Consider the following 12,758-nt stretch of genomic DNA (forward strand, 5'->3'; position numbering starts at 1 on the left):
GATCGCCGGGTTCAGCTCTCGCTCGGAGGTGGTGAAGCCGGGTACTTCGGCGTTGGTGGAGTCGGTGAGGAACAGGTCCACGCCCTCCTCGCCGAACAGCGAGCACGTCCAGCATGGCTGCCCGCCGCCACTCGTGGGACCGGGTGCGGACGTCTTCACCGGCCGGCAGAGCCAGCATGTCCCACACGATCAGGAGCGCCGGATGAATCCCGGCCAGTCGCGCCGCCCGGGCAGGCGACGAAGCTGCTCGCGCTTGCGCCGCCTCGAACGAGATCACACCGTCCACGACGACGGCCTCGCCGTCCAGAACCACCCCAGTTGGCAGCGCCATGCCCTCCACCGCGAGGTCCATCCACGGCGCGGTCACGTCCCGCCCGGACCGCGCCTGCAGACGCACGCTGTCCGCTGTCCGCCACAGGACCGTTCGGTGGCCGTCAAGCTTGATCTCGAACCACCAACGCGGTCCTGCCGGCAGCGTCGGGACCAGCTGCGCGAGCGCGACAGTGACGGGAAACTCCACAGGATCAGGTTGAGACGAGCGGCGTCCACCCGCGCGCCGTGCTACTCCGGGTACGCATCCGCACACTCGGTCGTGATGCGGTTCACGGTGCCAGCGATGGCCTGCGTCACCGTCTTGCCGCCGTTGATGGCGATCACGGCATCACTGCCCGCGTGCAAGAAGATCTGCATCTCGGGCTTGTCGCCGTAGGCGACGACGAAGTCGCGGCCCCGCTGATTGCGCTCTGTGTTGTTCCTGACCTTCCCGGAGTCGGCCCAGAGCTTGTCCGAAACCGCAGCCAGAACCCTCTTTGTGCACTCGTGCGCAGGGCTTGCCACCGCCGCGGCGGACGCTGGAGGCGCCGATGCCGCCTTCGGTGTGTCTCCTCCTCCGCACGCCGCGGTCCCCGTCATCAGCAGCCCACCGCAGATCCCGAGCATGAGACGTCTACTCATATCAACCCCCACCCCTTGGCTTGGCGCGGCCCCCGGCCGCCCGCACATCATGCCCTGGACCGTAGGACGGCGGGTCCTGGGCACCGCAGCCGGCCGACAGGCCCACTGTCCGGGCCCAGTGACAGCAGTCCCATCGGCCTTGTGACGGAGCAGCGTTGTTTGCGAGTGATTGACCTGTCGCAGCGAAGGTTGACCGTTCTCACCCAACTTTGAGTGGGTCCCGCCCTGACCGACCTCGTGGAGGGTAAACGTGCCCGACCCCTCTGGATTCCTGAACGCACCCAAGGCACGGCAGCTGGCTCGCGTTCGAGGTCCGAGGGCGACTGCATGCGGGCTGAGTACGCGAAGGGTCCGCCGATGCACGCCAACATCGGCATCCGGCTCCGGAGCTCGTTGACGCCATCAGCGCGGTATGCGCGTGATCACCGATTTCGTCAGTTCAGACGGCCGCCTGGACCCCTACAGCGGCAGGACGCCCGGATCATCTTCCTAGACACGGAGGTGTCTAAGTTCCCGCGGTTGGCCGAGGCCGAACTTCTTCGCCAACACCCCCGACATCCTGCACGCCTACCTCCAGCACGGCGGCCGTCCCGCCTTCGAGGTCCGTGCCGTCCTCGCCGCCGCCCTCTCCCCCCACCTGGGGCGTCTACAGCGGCTACGAACTGTGCGAGAACACCCCGCTCAGGGAAGGCAGCGAGGAGTACCTAGACTCGGAGAAGTACCAGCTCAAGCCCCGCGACTGGGAAGCGGCCGCACGCGAGGGCCGGACCATCGCGCCCCTCATCACCAAACTCAACGACCTCAGGCGCCGCAGCTCCGCCCTGCGCCAACTGCGGGATCTGCACTTCCACCACGCCGACAAGGACGCGGTGATCGCCTACTCCAGGCGCAGCGGCTCGAACACGGTCCTGGTGGGTCGCCAATCTCGACCCCCACCATACCCAGGAAGCCACGGTCTCGTTGGACACGCCTCAACTCGGCCTGGTCTGGCGCGAGTCCGTGCCGGTGCGCGACGAGCTCACCGGCGAGACCTACTACTGGGGCAGCGGCCAGCCACGCCTTGCGGCCCGGTTTACACCTGCATGCACTGCATGCATGACACCGTGGCGGGATCATCGATGCTCACACTGTCCAGACTTGCCTGCCTAGTCATCCTGCTGTGGCTCCTGGTGTGCCTGTTGTGCTCCGGAGCCTTCGCCTACGTTGCGCACAGGCACCCCCAGCTGGTGCAGGCGATCCTGGTCGGCCTAGGACCTGTCCGATGGGACGCAGCACCGATCGGGCACAGGGTGGCCAGTGATCGCTGTTAACCTCGGCAGTCCGTTGATGGCTGGTCGTTGGGAAGGGAGCCCAGATGGAAGCACCGGGCAGGCCGTTCCTGATGCATGTCGGAGATCTCTTCTGGCAGAACCAGGGCAGGGTGGTCATGCTGGCCGGCTTGATCGAGCGCGGGCGGGTTCGTAAAGGCGATGTGGTGGAGATCGTCGGTTTCGGTGGGACCGCACTCGTCGCCGTCGAAGAGATCGAAGCTTCGCGGCGGTATGTCGATGAGGCGAGTGCAGGCATGAACGTGGGCCTGCTGATACGTGGGGCGGCAGCCGGCGCGGTGGAGCGGGGGCAGGTGCTGGCGGCGCCTGGCTCAATCAGCGGACACACCCGTTTTGCCGCGGACATCACGCTCTTGTCCGAGGAGCACGGTGGTACTGAAGTACGCACTGGTGAGCGACTCCACTTCCACTTCGGCACTGCTGCTTTAGCGGGAGACGTGACGCTTACCGGGGGATTGGATGTGTTGAATCCGCTCCATCGGGGCGACGTGACGATCACGCTTGAACGGCCTGTCGCCTTGGAGGAAGCACAGTCCTTTGCTTTTCGGCACCGCGGACGGGCTGCTGGCTCAGGGCGTGTGATGCGCCTTCTCGACTGAGCCTCGTCAACGAAGCCAGAGCCGAATCGTTGCGGCAGTGACCGTGCCATGGAAGACATAGACGCGCTTGTCAAAGCGTGTCGCCACGGCGCGTGATCCCTTGAGGCCATTAATCGTTCGTTCTACCTCGTTCCTGCGGACGTACTTGGCCCGGTCGAAGCCGGCAGGTCTCCCTCCCCTGCTGCCACGCTTCTGTCGATGGTCTCGCTGATCGCGGCGCTCGGGAATGGTGTGCTTGATCTGTCGGCGACGCAGGTAACGGCGGTTGCGGCGGGAGCTGTACGCCTTGTCCCCGCTCAGGTGGTCGGGTCGAGTGCGAGGATGGCCACCGGCCGGACGGGGTACGCGAATACGCTCCAGTACAGGGATCAACTGGGGCCCGTCGCCAGCCTGACCGGTGTGACCAAGATGGCCAGCGGCCGCCGACCGCCTTCGCCCGCCAAGTGGATCTTCGTGGTCAGCCCTCCTCGGGAACGACCCAGCCCCTCGTCGCCCCGATGATGTGCAGGCCGGGCCCGTCTGCCCGGAATCCGTGGAGGCGCCTTGCGGGCGCCCGCCGCGTGTTGATGTGCACGGCACACCGTAGAATCCACGCCCACCATGGACCAGTCGATGCGGCCATCGGCATCAGCCGCGGTCAAGACGGCCTGAAGTATCCCGTCCCACGTGCCGTCCGCCGACCAGCGGCGGTGCCTGTCATGCACGGTCTTCCAGCTCCCAAAACGCTCAGGCAAATCCCGCCAGGGGATGCCCGTCCGTTGCCGGAAGAAGATACCGTCGATGATCACGCGATGACTCTTCCACCGTCCGCCCCGTCCTGTGTTCTTCGGCAAGTGCGGCTCCAACCGAGCCCACTCCAGGTCTGTCAGATCGCCCCGCCCCATGTGGGACAGAACGATCCGGGAACGCGCCTGTCACCTGACCCACCGGACACGGCCTAAGGAAGCAACTACCTCCGACAGGCCGGTCGGCCCCGCCGGCGGCGCAGCACACCGGTCGCCGAGGACGCGTACGCCACGGCCCGCGATGCCGGCATCGACGCGCGGCTAACGAGTTGGTGCGCGATAGCGGGTGAAGCATCCGTGCTGGTGGATGGCATGATCCATCTGTGACGATCATGGTCAATCGGGCGGTCCTGTCGCATCAGCTGTTCACAGGGATCTCCCGGCGTGATCTGAGCTCCCTGGCCCAGGAGTTGGACCATGGCAGGCCGCCGTGGAAGGCCGCCGTCATGAAGTACGAGGCGGGGCGAGGAAGCGGGCCGCGGGTGCCGGCGCCCGCCATCAGCTCGTCTTCGTCGACCGGCTCGTGGCCACGCTCATCCACCTGCGGCACGACCTTCCGCACTCTGTCCTCGGGCTGCTGTTCGGCGTCGACCGCTCCACCATCACTAGGGCAGTCCAAGAAATGCGCACGCTCCTGGCCGAGCGGGGATGCGCGGTCCCCAACCGTCCTGACCTGCGGTTGCGGACGTTGGCGGACGTGTTTGCCTATGCCCAGGCCGAGGGCATCGAGCTCCGCCTCGACGCCACCGAGATCCAGGTCCGCCGGCCCCTCACCAGCCGCGGCGGACGGCGCGCGTTCGTCTCCGGCAAGAAAAAACAGAACACCATGAAGGCCACCGTCATCGCCGACTGCGTGGCCGCACGTTATGGACCGATATCCTGCGACCTGGCCGCATGCATGACGCCACGGCTGCCCGCAGCGAAGGCATCGCCGACTGCTTCCAGCACTTCCCCGACGTGGAAGTGCTCCTGGACGACGGCTACCTCGGCCTGAGACGTGATCACCCCGACCAGGCCATCACACCACCGAGGAAGCCACGACCCGGGGCACCGCCAGGGAGAGTCGAGCAGTGGGAACGTGACCATCACGGGCACTCATCCGACCGCATCACCGTCGAGCACGCCCTCGCCGACCACAAACGCTGGAAACAACTCATGCGCTGGACCAATCGCCGCGATCGCCTGCCCGAAACCTACCGAGCCATCGCCGGCCTCGTCTCCGACCGCACAGTCATGACCTGAAAAACGGCCGTGAGCAGGGCGAACACGCATCACCCGCTATCACGCACCAACTCGTAAGGGGTGTCCCGTAAATGATCTCGCCGCCCATTGTCTTGGTCGTGGCTGGCGTGATCACGGCGTCGGAGCCGTCCTGGACCCCCGTTCACCGGGCTGAGCCCGCGTACCTTCGGCAAGTTGGTGACCCAGCTGCGCCGGGAGAGCGCCGACGAGCCGGTCCGAGGTCGGCCGTGGAAGCTGCCGCTTGCCGACCGAGTGCTGCTCGTCGCTGCGTACTGGCGGACGCACCTGACGCTGCCGCAACTGGCACCGCTGTTTGGGGTCTCGAAGTCGGCTGCCGACCGAGTGATCGACCACCTCGGACCGCAGATCGCGCTGCAGCCACGCAAGCGGTTAGCGAAGGACACCGTGCTGATCGTGGACGGCACCCTGGTCCCGACCCGAGACCACACCATCGCCGCGCAGTCGAAGAACTATCGGTACTCGACCAATCACCAGGTCGTCATCGACGCTGACACCCGCCTGGTCGTCGTGGTTGGCCGACCCCTGCCCGGGAACCGCAACGACTGCAAGGCGTGGAAGGAATCCGGTGTCAAAGCTGCCGTCGGCCGGACCACTACGCTCGCCGACGGCGGCTATCCCGGCACCGGACTCGTCATGCCCCACCAACGCCGCAAAGGCGAAGACCTGCCCGACTGGAAAGAGGCGGACAACAAGTCCCACAAGCAGGTCCGAGCCCGCGTCGAGCACGTCTTCGCCCGTATGAAGACCTGGAAGATCCTCCGCGACTGCCGACTCAAAGGCGACGGAGTCCACCACACCATGCTCGGCATCGCCCGCATGCACAACCTCACGCCTGCCGGATAACCCCACCGCGCAGTGGATCGAGGGAAGGGTGGTGGGCAGGTCCTGCCTTACTCGAATGACAGCGCACATCAACGGTCAATGAAGCTGGCATTCCCACGGCTCGATGTCCGGCTCCCCCGGGGGCAGTTCCCCGGTGCAGTATCGGTAGAGCCAGGCTGCAGCCCGGCGCTCCGCGTGCTTCTCGTTGACCGGTTCTCCCTGCTCATCCAGTTCGAGGACGTTGGCGAAGATCGCGACACAGATCTCCATTTGGGAGGGCGACTCACGCAACTCCTGCCAGTAGTCGATCCCTTCCAGCATCGGGTGGCCTACCGACCCCCGGGCGAGCCATCCAGCGAAGCGTCGGAGGGCTCCGGAAGCACCATGACTGAGATGCGAAGGCATGCGAAGAATCTAGCCCCAGCCTTCCGAGGCTGATCGTCGACCTCCCGTCGCAGGAGGCGGCGAACCCTCAGAGGGTGGTGCCGATGGTTACGGGACACCCCTTGGCTCAGGGCGGCCGCTGGTAGCGCGCTTGCGGTATCGCTGTCAGCGTGCGTGAGTCGCCAAGTGGTGCGACGGTTGAAGTAGGGCTAGTGCCTGGACGGATTGCCTCGGTTAGGGCTCTAGTCAGCTTGATCTTCACCCATGTGGGTGGCTCTTCATGTTGCGCCATTTGGGTGATAGTGCTGGATGAAAGGGGAACCAAATGCGTATTCGTCGAATCCTCGCCGCCGTCTTCGCCACGGCAGCCCTCGCCGGACTCGGCCTCGCAGGCGCCGCCACCGCCACCGCACAGGGTGCCCACTCCTACGTCACCCCTGGTGAGTGCAAGGCGGGCGGCGGAATGGCCGATCTGTCGGACAACACCTGTAAGGGCGGTACGCACGACGGGGAGCGGATCGACTGAACCCCACAAGGCGCCCCGCAGCCGCGCGCCGCGGGGCGTTCCCGCGCAACGGTGGCTGACGCGGGGGCCGCCGGCGTCTTCGAGTCAGATCCTGCGTGACTGCCGTGTGAAGGGCGACGGCGTCCACCACGCCGTACTCGGCATCACCCTCACTTTCGGGACAGCCCTTGGGTGAGTCGGTGACCGAACTGCATCCACTGCCACCCCCACCACGCAAGGTGCCTGTACAGAGACGCAAGAGCGCCTCAGCCCGACAGGCCAGCCCCGGCGAGGCGGCGTGGGAGTGCGGCGGTGCGCCGTGACGCGTCGGCTTCATCATTCTCACTCGCCTCTTCGACCGCCGTCACGCTTTCCTAGTAATTTCGATAGGAAAACTAGGAAAGCTGGTGTGTTCCGGCTGTTTCAGTCCCGGATGGCGAGTTCACGATGGCGGGCGGCCTGGTGGTCGTCCCTGATCCGGGAGCTGCCGGCCGCGCCGTGGAGGCGTTCGCGAAGCGTGGTGCCGCCGGACGGGGCCGCGATCCTGCCGCGGCTGCCCAGTTCCGGGACGACGAAGTCGGCGAAGGAGCCAGGGGTGGTGACGTAGGCGAGGTCGAAGCCGTCGAACCTCGGCGCCTCCGTGGGAGCGGGGCCGGTGTCGTCGGCGAACACATGGGTCATCGCGCGCTCCCGGCACCGGCGAAGGGGACCTGGGCGGTGGGGGCCACCTGCTGCCCGTACGGGTGCCGCCACAGACCCTGCGCCTGAAGCTTCGGCAGCACGCCCTCGCCCAACCAGTACGCCTCCTCCAGATGCGGATACCCGGAGAAGATGAACTCCTCGATCCCCAATGCGGCGTACTCCTTGATCCGCTCGGCAACCTCGGTGTGGCTGCCGACCAGGGCGGTCCCCGCCCCACCCCGCACCAGACCGATGCCCGCCCACAGGTTGGGATGGATCTCCAGCCCGTCCCGGCTCCCACCCCCGTGCAGGGCCAGCATCCGCTGCTGTCCCTCCGACTCGCTGCGGGCAAGCCCGGCCTGCACCTGCCGCACGGTCTCCGCATCGAAGCCCGCCAGCAGCCGCTCCGCCTCGGCCCAGGCCTGCTCGGAGGTGTCGCGGGTGATGACGTGCAACCGGATTCCGAAGCGGACGCTGCGACCCTCCTTCGCGGCCAGCGCCCTGATCCAGGCGATCTTCTGCGCAACGGCGGCGGGCGGCTCACCCCAGGTGAGGTAGACGTCGACATGCCTGGCGGCAACTTCTCCGGCGATCGGCGAGGAGCCCCCGAAGTACACCTCGGGCACCGGGTCGGGCACCCGGGCGAGCCTGGCGTCCTCGACCTGGAGGTGCTCGCCGGCGAAGTCGACGGTCTTCCCCTCCCACAACCCCCGGACGATTTGCAGGAATTCGCCGGTGCGGCGGTACCGCGCGTCCTTGTCGAGGAAGTCCCCGTAGGCCCGCTGCTCGTGGCTTTCGCCGCCGGTGACGACGTTGAGCAGGAGCCGTCCGCCGGTCTGCCGCTGGAAGGTGGAGGCCATCTGCGCGGCGAGCGTGGGCGAGACGAAGCCGGGGCGGAAGGCGACGAGGAACTTCAGGCGCTCGGTGTTCTGGCTGACCATGGCGGTGGTCAGCCACGCGTCCTCGCACCACGCGCCGGTCGGGGTGAGCGCCCCGGTGAAGCCGAGGTCCTCGGCGGCTCGGGCGATCTGGCTCAGGTAGGCGACCGTCGGCGGCCGGTCGCGCCCGGACTCCGTGGCGGGAGTGCCGTGGCCGCCGCCGACGACGTGGCGGCTGTCGCCGTTGGTGGGCAGGAACCAGTGGAAGGTGAGGGACACGTGGGGGCTCCGTTCGGTGTTCGTCAGCGTTCGTCACAGGAGGCCGTGCCGGGGCGGCCTGGTGCCGTTGAGCACGTAACGGCCGATGTGCTGGACCTTCCAGCGGGCCGGGTCGTGCAGGGTGTGGGTGCGCGCGTCGCGCCAATGGCGGTGCAGGCCCAGGGAGTCGAGAGCCGAGCGGGTGCCGGAGACCTCGAAGAGGGCGCTTGCGACCTCCACGGCGGCCTGGGCCGCCGTCACTTTTGCGGCGGCAACCGCGATCGAGGCCTCGGCGGCCGAGTCGTCGGTCAGGCCGGCGCGGGCGTCGTCGACCGCGCGGGCGGCCTCGCGAAGCAACGCTTCGGCAGCCCTTTCTCTGATCGCCAGTTCGCCGAACCGCTGGATCAGCAGCGGATCCTCCGCGGCGGTCGCGTGCCCCTCGGCGGCGCTCTCGAACCAGGGGCGGCTCTTCGTACGGACGAACTCCACCGCCTCGGCCAGCGCCCCGGAGGCGATGCCGGCGTCGATGGCCGCGTGCAGCAACTGAGCCACCGCACCGTGGAGTTGGGGGCCCTGGAAGGTGAGGTGGTGCGGCACGACCCGGTCGGCGGGCACGGGCACCGACTCCAGGCGGACGGTTCCGCTGGCGGTGGTGCGCTGTCCCATGCCGTCCCAGTCGTCCACGACCGTGACGCCGGGCGCGTCGCGCGGGACGTACGCCACGTGCAGGGTGTCGTCCTCGGTACGGGCGAGGACGGGGATCCAGTGGGCGAACAGCGCGCCGGTGGAGTAGTGCTTGACGCCGTCGAGGACGTACGACCCGTCCGGGAGCCGGGCGAGGCGGGTGCGGATGTCCTGGACGTGCTGGGTGCCCGCCTCGGACTGGGCGTTGCCGAACCGCCTGCCGGCCAGTACCTCGCCGAAGAAGAACTCCTGCTGCTCGTGCGTCCCGTGCCGGCGCAGCACGTTGACGTACACGAAGTGGCTCTGCGGGATCTGGGCCAGGCTGGCATCGGCGGCGGCCAGCAGTCGGAAGGTCTCGGCGAGCGTGTCCGCACGGACGTCCGCGCCACCGAACCGGGCGGGCACGGTCACGGCGAGCAGCCCGGAGGCGGACAGCCGCTCCAGCTCCGTGTGCGGGAGCCTGCGCCGGGCGTCCCGCTCGGTGGCGCCCTTGCGGCAGTCCGCGGCCAGCTCCGCGGCCACGGCAAGGGCCTCGGCGTCGTCCGCGATGACGTGCGCGGCGCTCATCCGGCGGCCGCCAGCAGTGTCGTCCGTCCGCCCAGCGCGGCCGAGAACTGGTCCGTGACCTGCGCCAGAGCCTCGGCCGATCCCGGCGCGACGGTCAGTGTTCCGTCCTCGCCCACCGTGATGTCCTTGTCGAGCGTGAACCAGCCCGGCGTGATGTGCGCAGGGCCCATGGAGGCCAGCACCGGGCGCAGCGCGTAGTCGATGGCCAGGACGTGGGCGGTGGAGCCGCCGGTGGCCAGCGGGAGGACCGTCTTGCCCGCCAGGGCGTACTGCGGGAGCAGGTCGAGCAGGGACTTCAGCAGTCCGGAGTAGGCGGCCTTGTAGACGGGGGTTCCGATCACCACGCCGTCCGCCTGCTCGAACAGGGCGGTGGCCCGGACGATCGCCGGGTGAGCGAAGTCGGCCCGAAGCAGCGCCTCGGCGGGCAGGGTACGAACGTCCAGCGCAATCACCTCGTGCCCCTGCGCGATGAGCCGCTCGTCCAGGTGGCGCAGCAGCCGAGCGGTGCGGGAGGTGGCGGAGGGGCTTCCGGAGACGGACAGGACAGTGGCCATGGGAGGACCTTTCGGTTCGTCGTTTCGTGTGCGGGCCGCGGTCAGGCGTGGGCGGCGGGCTCGGACGCGGCTTCCTGTGCCTCCAGTTCGCGCACCAGGGGCAGCACCCGCTTGCCGAAGTACTCGACCTCCTCCAGGTAGTGCAGGAAGCCGAGGAGGAAGAGGTCGACGCCGAGACGCTTGTAGGCGACGATCCGCTCGGCGATCTGCTCGGGGGTGCCGATCAGTCCGGTGCGGAAGCCGTCGTTGTACTGGACGAGGTCCTCGAACGTGGAGTCCTGCCACATGCCCTTGCCGTCGACGGTGGACGGACCGGCCTGCTGGACGGCGTCGCGGAAGCCGTGCACGGCCTGCGTGTCGGCCTTGGCGACGATCTCGCGGAGCGTCTCGCGGGCTTCGGCTTCGGTGTCGCGGGCGATGAGGAAGCCGTTGAGGCCGAACTTCGGTGCCGTGCGGCCCGCTTGGACGGCGGAGGAGCGGACGTCCTGGATCTGCTCGGTGACGCCGTCGAAGTCCTTGCCGTTGGAGAAGTACCAGTCGGAGACACGGCCGGCCATGGCGCGCGCGGCGGTGGAGTTGCCGCCCTGGAAGATCTCCGGGTGTGGACGCTCGGGGGTGTTCAGCGGCTTGGGCTTGAGGGAGAAGTCACGCAACCGGTAGAAGTCGCCGGCGAGCTCGGCGTGGTCCTCGGTCCAGATCTTCCGCAGGGCGCGGATGAACTCCTCGGAGCGCCGGTAGCGTTCGTCGTGCTCCAGCCAGGGCTCGCCCAGCGCGGTGAACTCGCCCTTGAACCAGCCGCTGACGACATTGACGGCGAAGCGGCCGTTCGACAGGTGGTCGGCGGTGGCGCCGAGTTTGGCGAGGACGCCCGGGTGCCACAGGCCGGGGTGGACGGCGGCGATGACCTTCAGTCGCTGGGTGGCGAGCAGCAGGGCGAGGCTGAAGCTGGTGGACTCGTGCTGGTACTCGGCGCCGTAGCTGGCCATGTAGCGGACCTGGCTGAGCGCGTAGTCGAAGCCGTTGTTCTCGGCGAGGACGGCGAGTTCGCGGTTGTACTCGTACCCCCAGTCGGTGCGCTGCTCGACGGTGCTGGTGACCAGACCGCCACTGACGTTCGGCACCCAGTAGGCGAAGCGGACGGGATCGGATCCGGGGAACGCGGAGGATGCGGGCATGGGAACTCCTGGCAGGGGAATGCTGCGCGGGCAGGACGAATGAGCTCCGCGGAATTCAGGCACGCTGGAGCGGCGTTTCCGGGAAAGCCGTCGTCACGACGTAAACGAGCCGGGACCGGAATTCACGGAAGGAAGTCACAGAGGGAGCGGGTGGGAGGGTTTCCCTCGGGCGCGCTCAGACCCGACAGCGACAGAAGGCGCTGGAAACACGCGCAAGGTCGACATGGAGTCGCCGCGTGAGGTCCTGTCGCTTCATGCCATCGATCGAACCAGGAGGGAGTCCGGCCGGTCAAGAATTCCCGGAAGTGATTCCACATGGTGAGAGTCGGTATTCACGAGGTTGTGACAGGGATTCCCTTGAACCCGGCCCCGGGAGGGCGCAGTCTCCTGTTCGTGCGTATCGAACAGCTCGAATACATCGCTGCCGTCACACGGCTCGGTTCGCTGCGGCGCGCCGCCGAGGAACTGCACCTGTCCCAGCCGGCGCTCAGCGAGACCGTACGCAATCTGGAGCGCGAGCTCGGCGTGGACCTGCTGGAGCGCAAACGGTCCGGGGCGAAGATCAGCGACGAGGGACGCGAGCTGCTGCCGCACATCATGAGCGTGCTCGACGCGGTCGACCGGCTGCGCGGCGCGGCCGGCGACCAGCACCGCATCAGCCGCATGGTCCGGCTCGGCACGGTGAACACGGCTACCGTGCCGCTGGTCATCCCGACCGTGCGCGAGTTCCGGGCCTCACACCCGGTCACCCAGGTGGAGTTGGTCGGCGCGCAGCAGGCCGACATCCACCGCGGCCTGTTGGAGGGCGCCTTCGACCTGGGACTGGTGAACTACCTCCGGGGCGACGACATTCCGCCCGGCTTCGAGACGACGGAGTTGCTCCGCGGCCGGCCGGTGGTGTGCGTGCGTCCGGACAGTCCGCTGGCGGCCCTGGAGGCGGTGGACGCGGACAGTCTCCTGGCCGAGCCGCTGGTCGTGATGCGGTCCGGCTATGTGATGCACCGTTTCGTGCACCGGCTGCTCCGCGGCCGGACTCCGTCCTTCTCGTACTCCACCGACGGCGCGGAGATGGGCAAGCTGATGGTGGCCGAGGGGCTGGGGGCCACGGTGCTGCCGGACTTCAGCGTCGTCGGCGACCCGCTGGAGCGACGGGGCGCGATCACTGTGCGGCCGCTCGCGGGGGATGCGACCGACGTACTGCTGGTACTGCAGCGCCGCCACTCCGGTTCCGTTCCGCGGGCGGTCCGCGACCTGCACGAGCTCTTCGTGCGCAACGCCCAGGCGTGCCGCACTCCTTCGCGACGGCTGACGGAGGCGTGAT

At 68.1% G+C, this 12,758-nt stretch carries 12 protein-coding genes and 4 pseudogenes; 6 read left to right on the forward strand and 10 right to left on the reverse strand.

Features of this window, described 5'->3' with window-relative positions; translation table 11 throughout:
* Positions 1-160: 160 nt before the first annotated feature.
* Together ACZ41I_RS07470 and ACZ41I_RS07475 are read right to left on the reverse strand one after the other, a co-directional pair.
* Positions 161-586, reverse strand: a pseudogene (locus ACZ41I_RS07470) (ATP-dependent DNA ligase); the annotation flags it as partial.
* Positions 562-954: a hypothetical protein gene (locus tag ACZ41I_RS07475; protein WP_468513445.1), complete on the reverse strand. Its 393-nt coding sequence runs from the start codon at positions 952-954 to the stop codon at positions 562-564. The gene ACZ41I_RS07475 and the pseudogene ACZ41I_RS07470, both read right to left, overlap by 25 nt.
* Positions 955-1,480: 526 nt before the next feature.
* On the opposite strand from ACZ41I_RS07475, the pseudogene ACZ41I_RS07480 reads away from it, so the two are divergent.
* Both ACZ41I_RS07480 and ACZ41I_RS07485 read left to right on the forward strand, forming a co-directional pair.
* Positions 1,481-2,103 (forward strand): annotated as a pseudogene (locus ACZ41I_RS07480) (alpha-glucosidase C-terminal domain-containing protein); the annotation flags it as partial.
* Positions 2,104-2,308: 205 nt separating this feature from the next.
* A complete protein-coding gene (locus tag ACZ41I_RS07485; RefSeq protein ID WP_468513446.1) occupies positions 2,309-2,881 on the forward strand; it encodes an EF-Tu/IF-2/RF-3 family GTPase in 573 nt (190 codons plus the stop codon).
* A gap of 6 nt (positions 2,882-2,887) precedes the next feature.
* Here the strand turns inward: ACZ41I_RS07485 and ACZ41I_RS07490 are convergent.
* A protein-coding gene (locus tag ACZ41I_RS07490) for an IS5 family transposase (RefSeq protein WP_468513447.1) occupies positions 2,888-3,765 on the reverse strand; the annotation gives its coding sequence in 2 pieces (ribosomal slippage) (positions 2,888-3,276 and positions 3,276-3,765; 879 coding nt in all).
* 233 nt (positions 3,766-3,998) lie between these two features.
* On the opposite strand from ACZ41I_RS07490, the pseudogene ACZ41I_RS07495 reads away from it, so the two are divergent.
* Positions 3,999-4,908: pseudogene (locus ACZ41I_RS07495) on the forward strand (transposase).
* Positions 4,909-5,006: 98 nt separating this feature from the next.
* Positions 5,007-5,772 (forward strand): annotated as a pseudogene (locus ACZ41I_RS07500) (transposase).
* Between the two features lie 75 nt (positions 5,773-5,847).
* Here the strand turns inward: ACZ41I_RS07500 and ACZ41I_RS07505 are convergent.
* The gene (locus tag ACZ41I_RS07505) at positions 5,848-6,156 is read right to left on the reverse strand and encodes a DUF7677 family protein (protein WP_468513448.1); all 309 of its coding nucleotides are present in this window, start codon (positions 6,154-6,156) and stop codon (positions 5,848-5,850) included.
* 304 nt (positions 6,157-6,460) lie between these two features.
* Between ACZ41I_RS07505 and ACZ41I_RS07510 the strand changes: the two genes are divergently transcribed.
* A complete protein-coding gene (locus ACZ41I_RS07510; RefSeq protein WP_363215602.1) occupies positions 6,461-6,661 on the forward strand; it encodes a hypothetical protein in 201 nt (66 codons plus the stop codon).
* Positions 6,662-7,063: 402 nt separating this feature from the next.
* Here ACZ41I_RS07510 and ACZ41I_RS07515 read toward each other — a convergent pair whose 3' ends face one another.
* The 6 genes from ACZ41I_RS07515 to ACZ41I_RS07540 all read right to left on the reverse strand — a co-directional run bounded on the left by ACZ41I_RS07515 (position 7,064) and on the right by ACZ41I_RS07540 (position 11,693).
* On the reverse strand, positions 7,064-7,321 hold the full coding sequence (locus ACZ41I_RS07515; RefSeq protein WP_468513449.1) for a hypothetical protein: 258 nt from the start codon (positions 7,319-7,321) through the stop codon (positions 7,064-7,066).
* The gene (locus ACZ41I_RS07520; protein ID WP_468513450.1) at positions 7,318-8,478 is read right to left on the reverse strand and encodes an LLM class flavin-dependent oxidoreductase; all 1,161 of its coding nucleotides are present in this window, start codon (positions 8,476-8,478) and stop codon (positions 7,318-7,320) included. The genes ACZ41I_RS07515 and ACZ41I_RS07520 overlap by 4 nt, the downstream gene beginning before the upstream one ends.
* Positions 8,479-8,511: 33 nt before the next feature.
* Positions 8,512-9,708, reverse strand: coding sequence for an SfnB family sulfur acquisition oxidoreductase (locus ACZ41I_RS07525; protein ID WP_468513451.1), 1,197 nt, complete (start codon positions 9,706-9,708; stop codon positions 8,512-8,514).
* Positions 9,705-10,262 (reverse strand): NADPH-dependent FMN reductase, encoded by a 558-nt coding sequence (ssuE, locus tag ACZ41I_RS07530; RefSeq protein WP_468513452.1) that lies wholly within the window; start codon positions 10,260-10,262, stop codon positions 9,705-9,707. The genes ACZ41I_RS07525 and ssuE overlap by 4 nt, the downstream gene beginning before the upstream one ends.
* A 41-nt stretch (positions 10,263-10,303) precedes the next feature.
* Complete coding sequence (gene sfnG / locus ACZ41I_RS07535; protein WP_468513453.1) at positions 10,304-11,437, reverse strand: dimethylsulfone monooxygenase SfnG; 1,134 nt, start codon at positions 11,435-11,437, stop codon at positions 10,304-10,306.
* A 175-nt stretch (positions 11,438-11,612) separates the two neighbouring features.
* Positions 11,613-11,693, reverse strand: coding sequence for a putative leader peptide (locus tag ACZ41I_RS07540; protein WP_351611030.1), 81 nt, complete (start codon positions 11,691-11,693; stop codon positions 11,613-11,615).
* A 137-nt stretch (positions 11,694-11,830) separates the two neighbouring features.
* On the opposite strand from ACZ41I_RS07540, the gene ACZ41I_RS07545 reads away from it, so the two are divergent.
* A complete protein-coding gene (locus ACZ41I_RS07545) occupies positions 11,831-12,757 on the forward strand; it encodes a LysR family transcriptional regulator (protein ID WP_468513454.1) in 927 nt (308 codons plus the stop codon).
* Position 12,758 lies beyond the last annotated feature (1 nt).

It is taken from the genome of Streptomyces sp. NPDC030799 (genome assembly GCF_055572255.1).

Coding starts and splice junctions, on each gene's coding strand:
- ACZ41I_RS07475 (WP_468513445.1), bottom strand. CDS start 954: ATGAGTAGACGTCTCATGCTCGGGATCTGCGGTGGGCTGCTGATGACG.
- ACZ41I_RS07485 (WP_468513446.1), top strand. CDS start 2,309: ATGGAAGCACCGGGCAGGCCGTTCCTGATGCATGTCGGAGATCTCTTC.
- ACZ41I_RS07505 (WP_468513448.1), bottom strand. CDS start 6,156: ATGCCTTCGCATCTCAGTCATGGTGCTTCCGGAGCCCTCCGACGCTTC.
- ACZ41I_RS07510 (WP_363215602.1), top strand. CDS start 6,461: ATGCGTATTCGTCGAATCCTCGCCGCCGTCTTCGCCACGGCAGCCCTC.
- ACZ41I_RS07515 (WP_468513449.1), bottom strand. CDS start 7,321: ATGACCCATGTGTTCGCCGACGACACCGGCCCCGCTCCCACGGAGGCG.
- ACZ41I_RS07525 (WP_468513451.1), bottom strand. CDS start 9,708: ATGAGCGCCGCGCACGTCATCGCGGACGACGCCGAGGCCCTTGCCGTG.
- ssuE (WP_468513452.1), bottom strand. CDS start 10,262: ATGGCCACTGTCCTGTCCGTCTCCGGAAGCCCCTCCGCCACCTCCCGC.
- sfnG (WP_468513453.1), bottom strand. CDS start 11,437: ATGCCCGCATCCTCCGCGTTCCCCGGATCCGATCCCGTCCGCTTCGCC.
- ACZ41I_RS07540 (WP_351611030.1), bottom strand. CDS start 11,693: ATGAAGCGACAGGACCTCACGCGGCGACTCCATGTCGACCTTGCGCGT.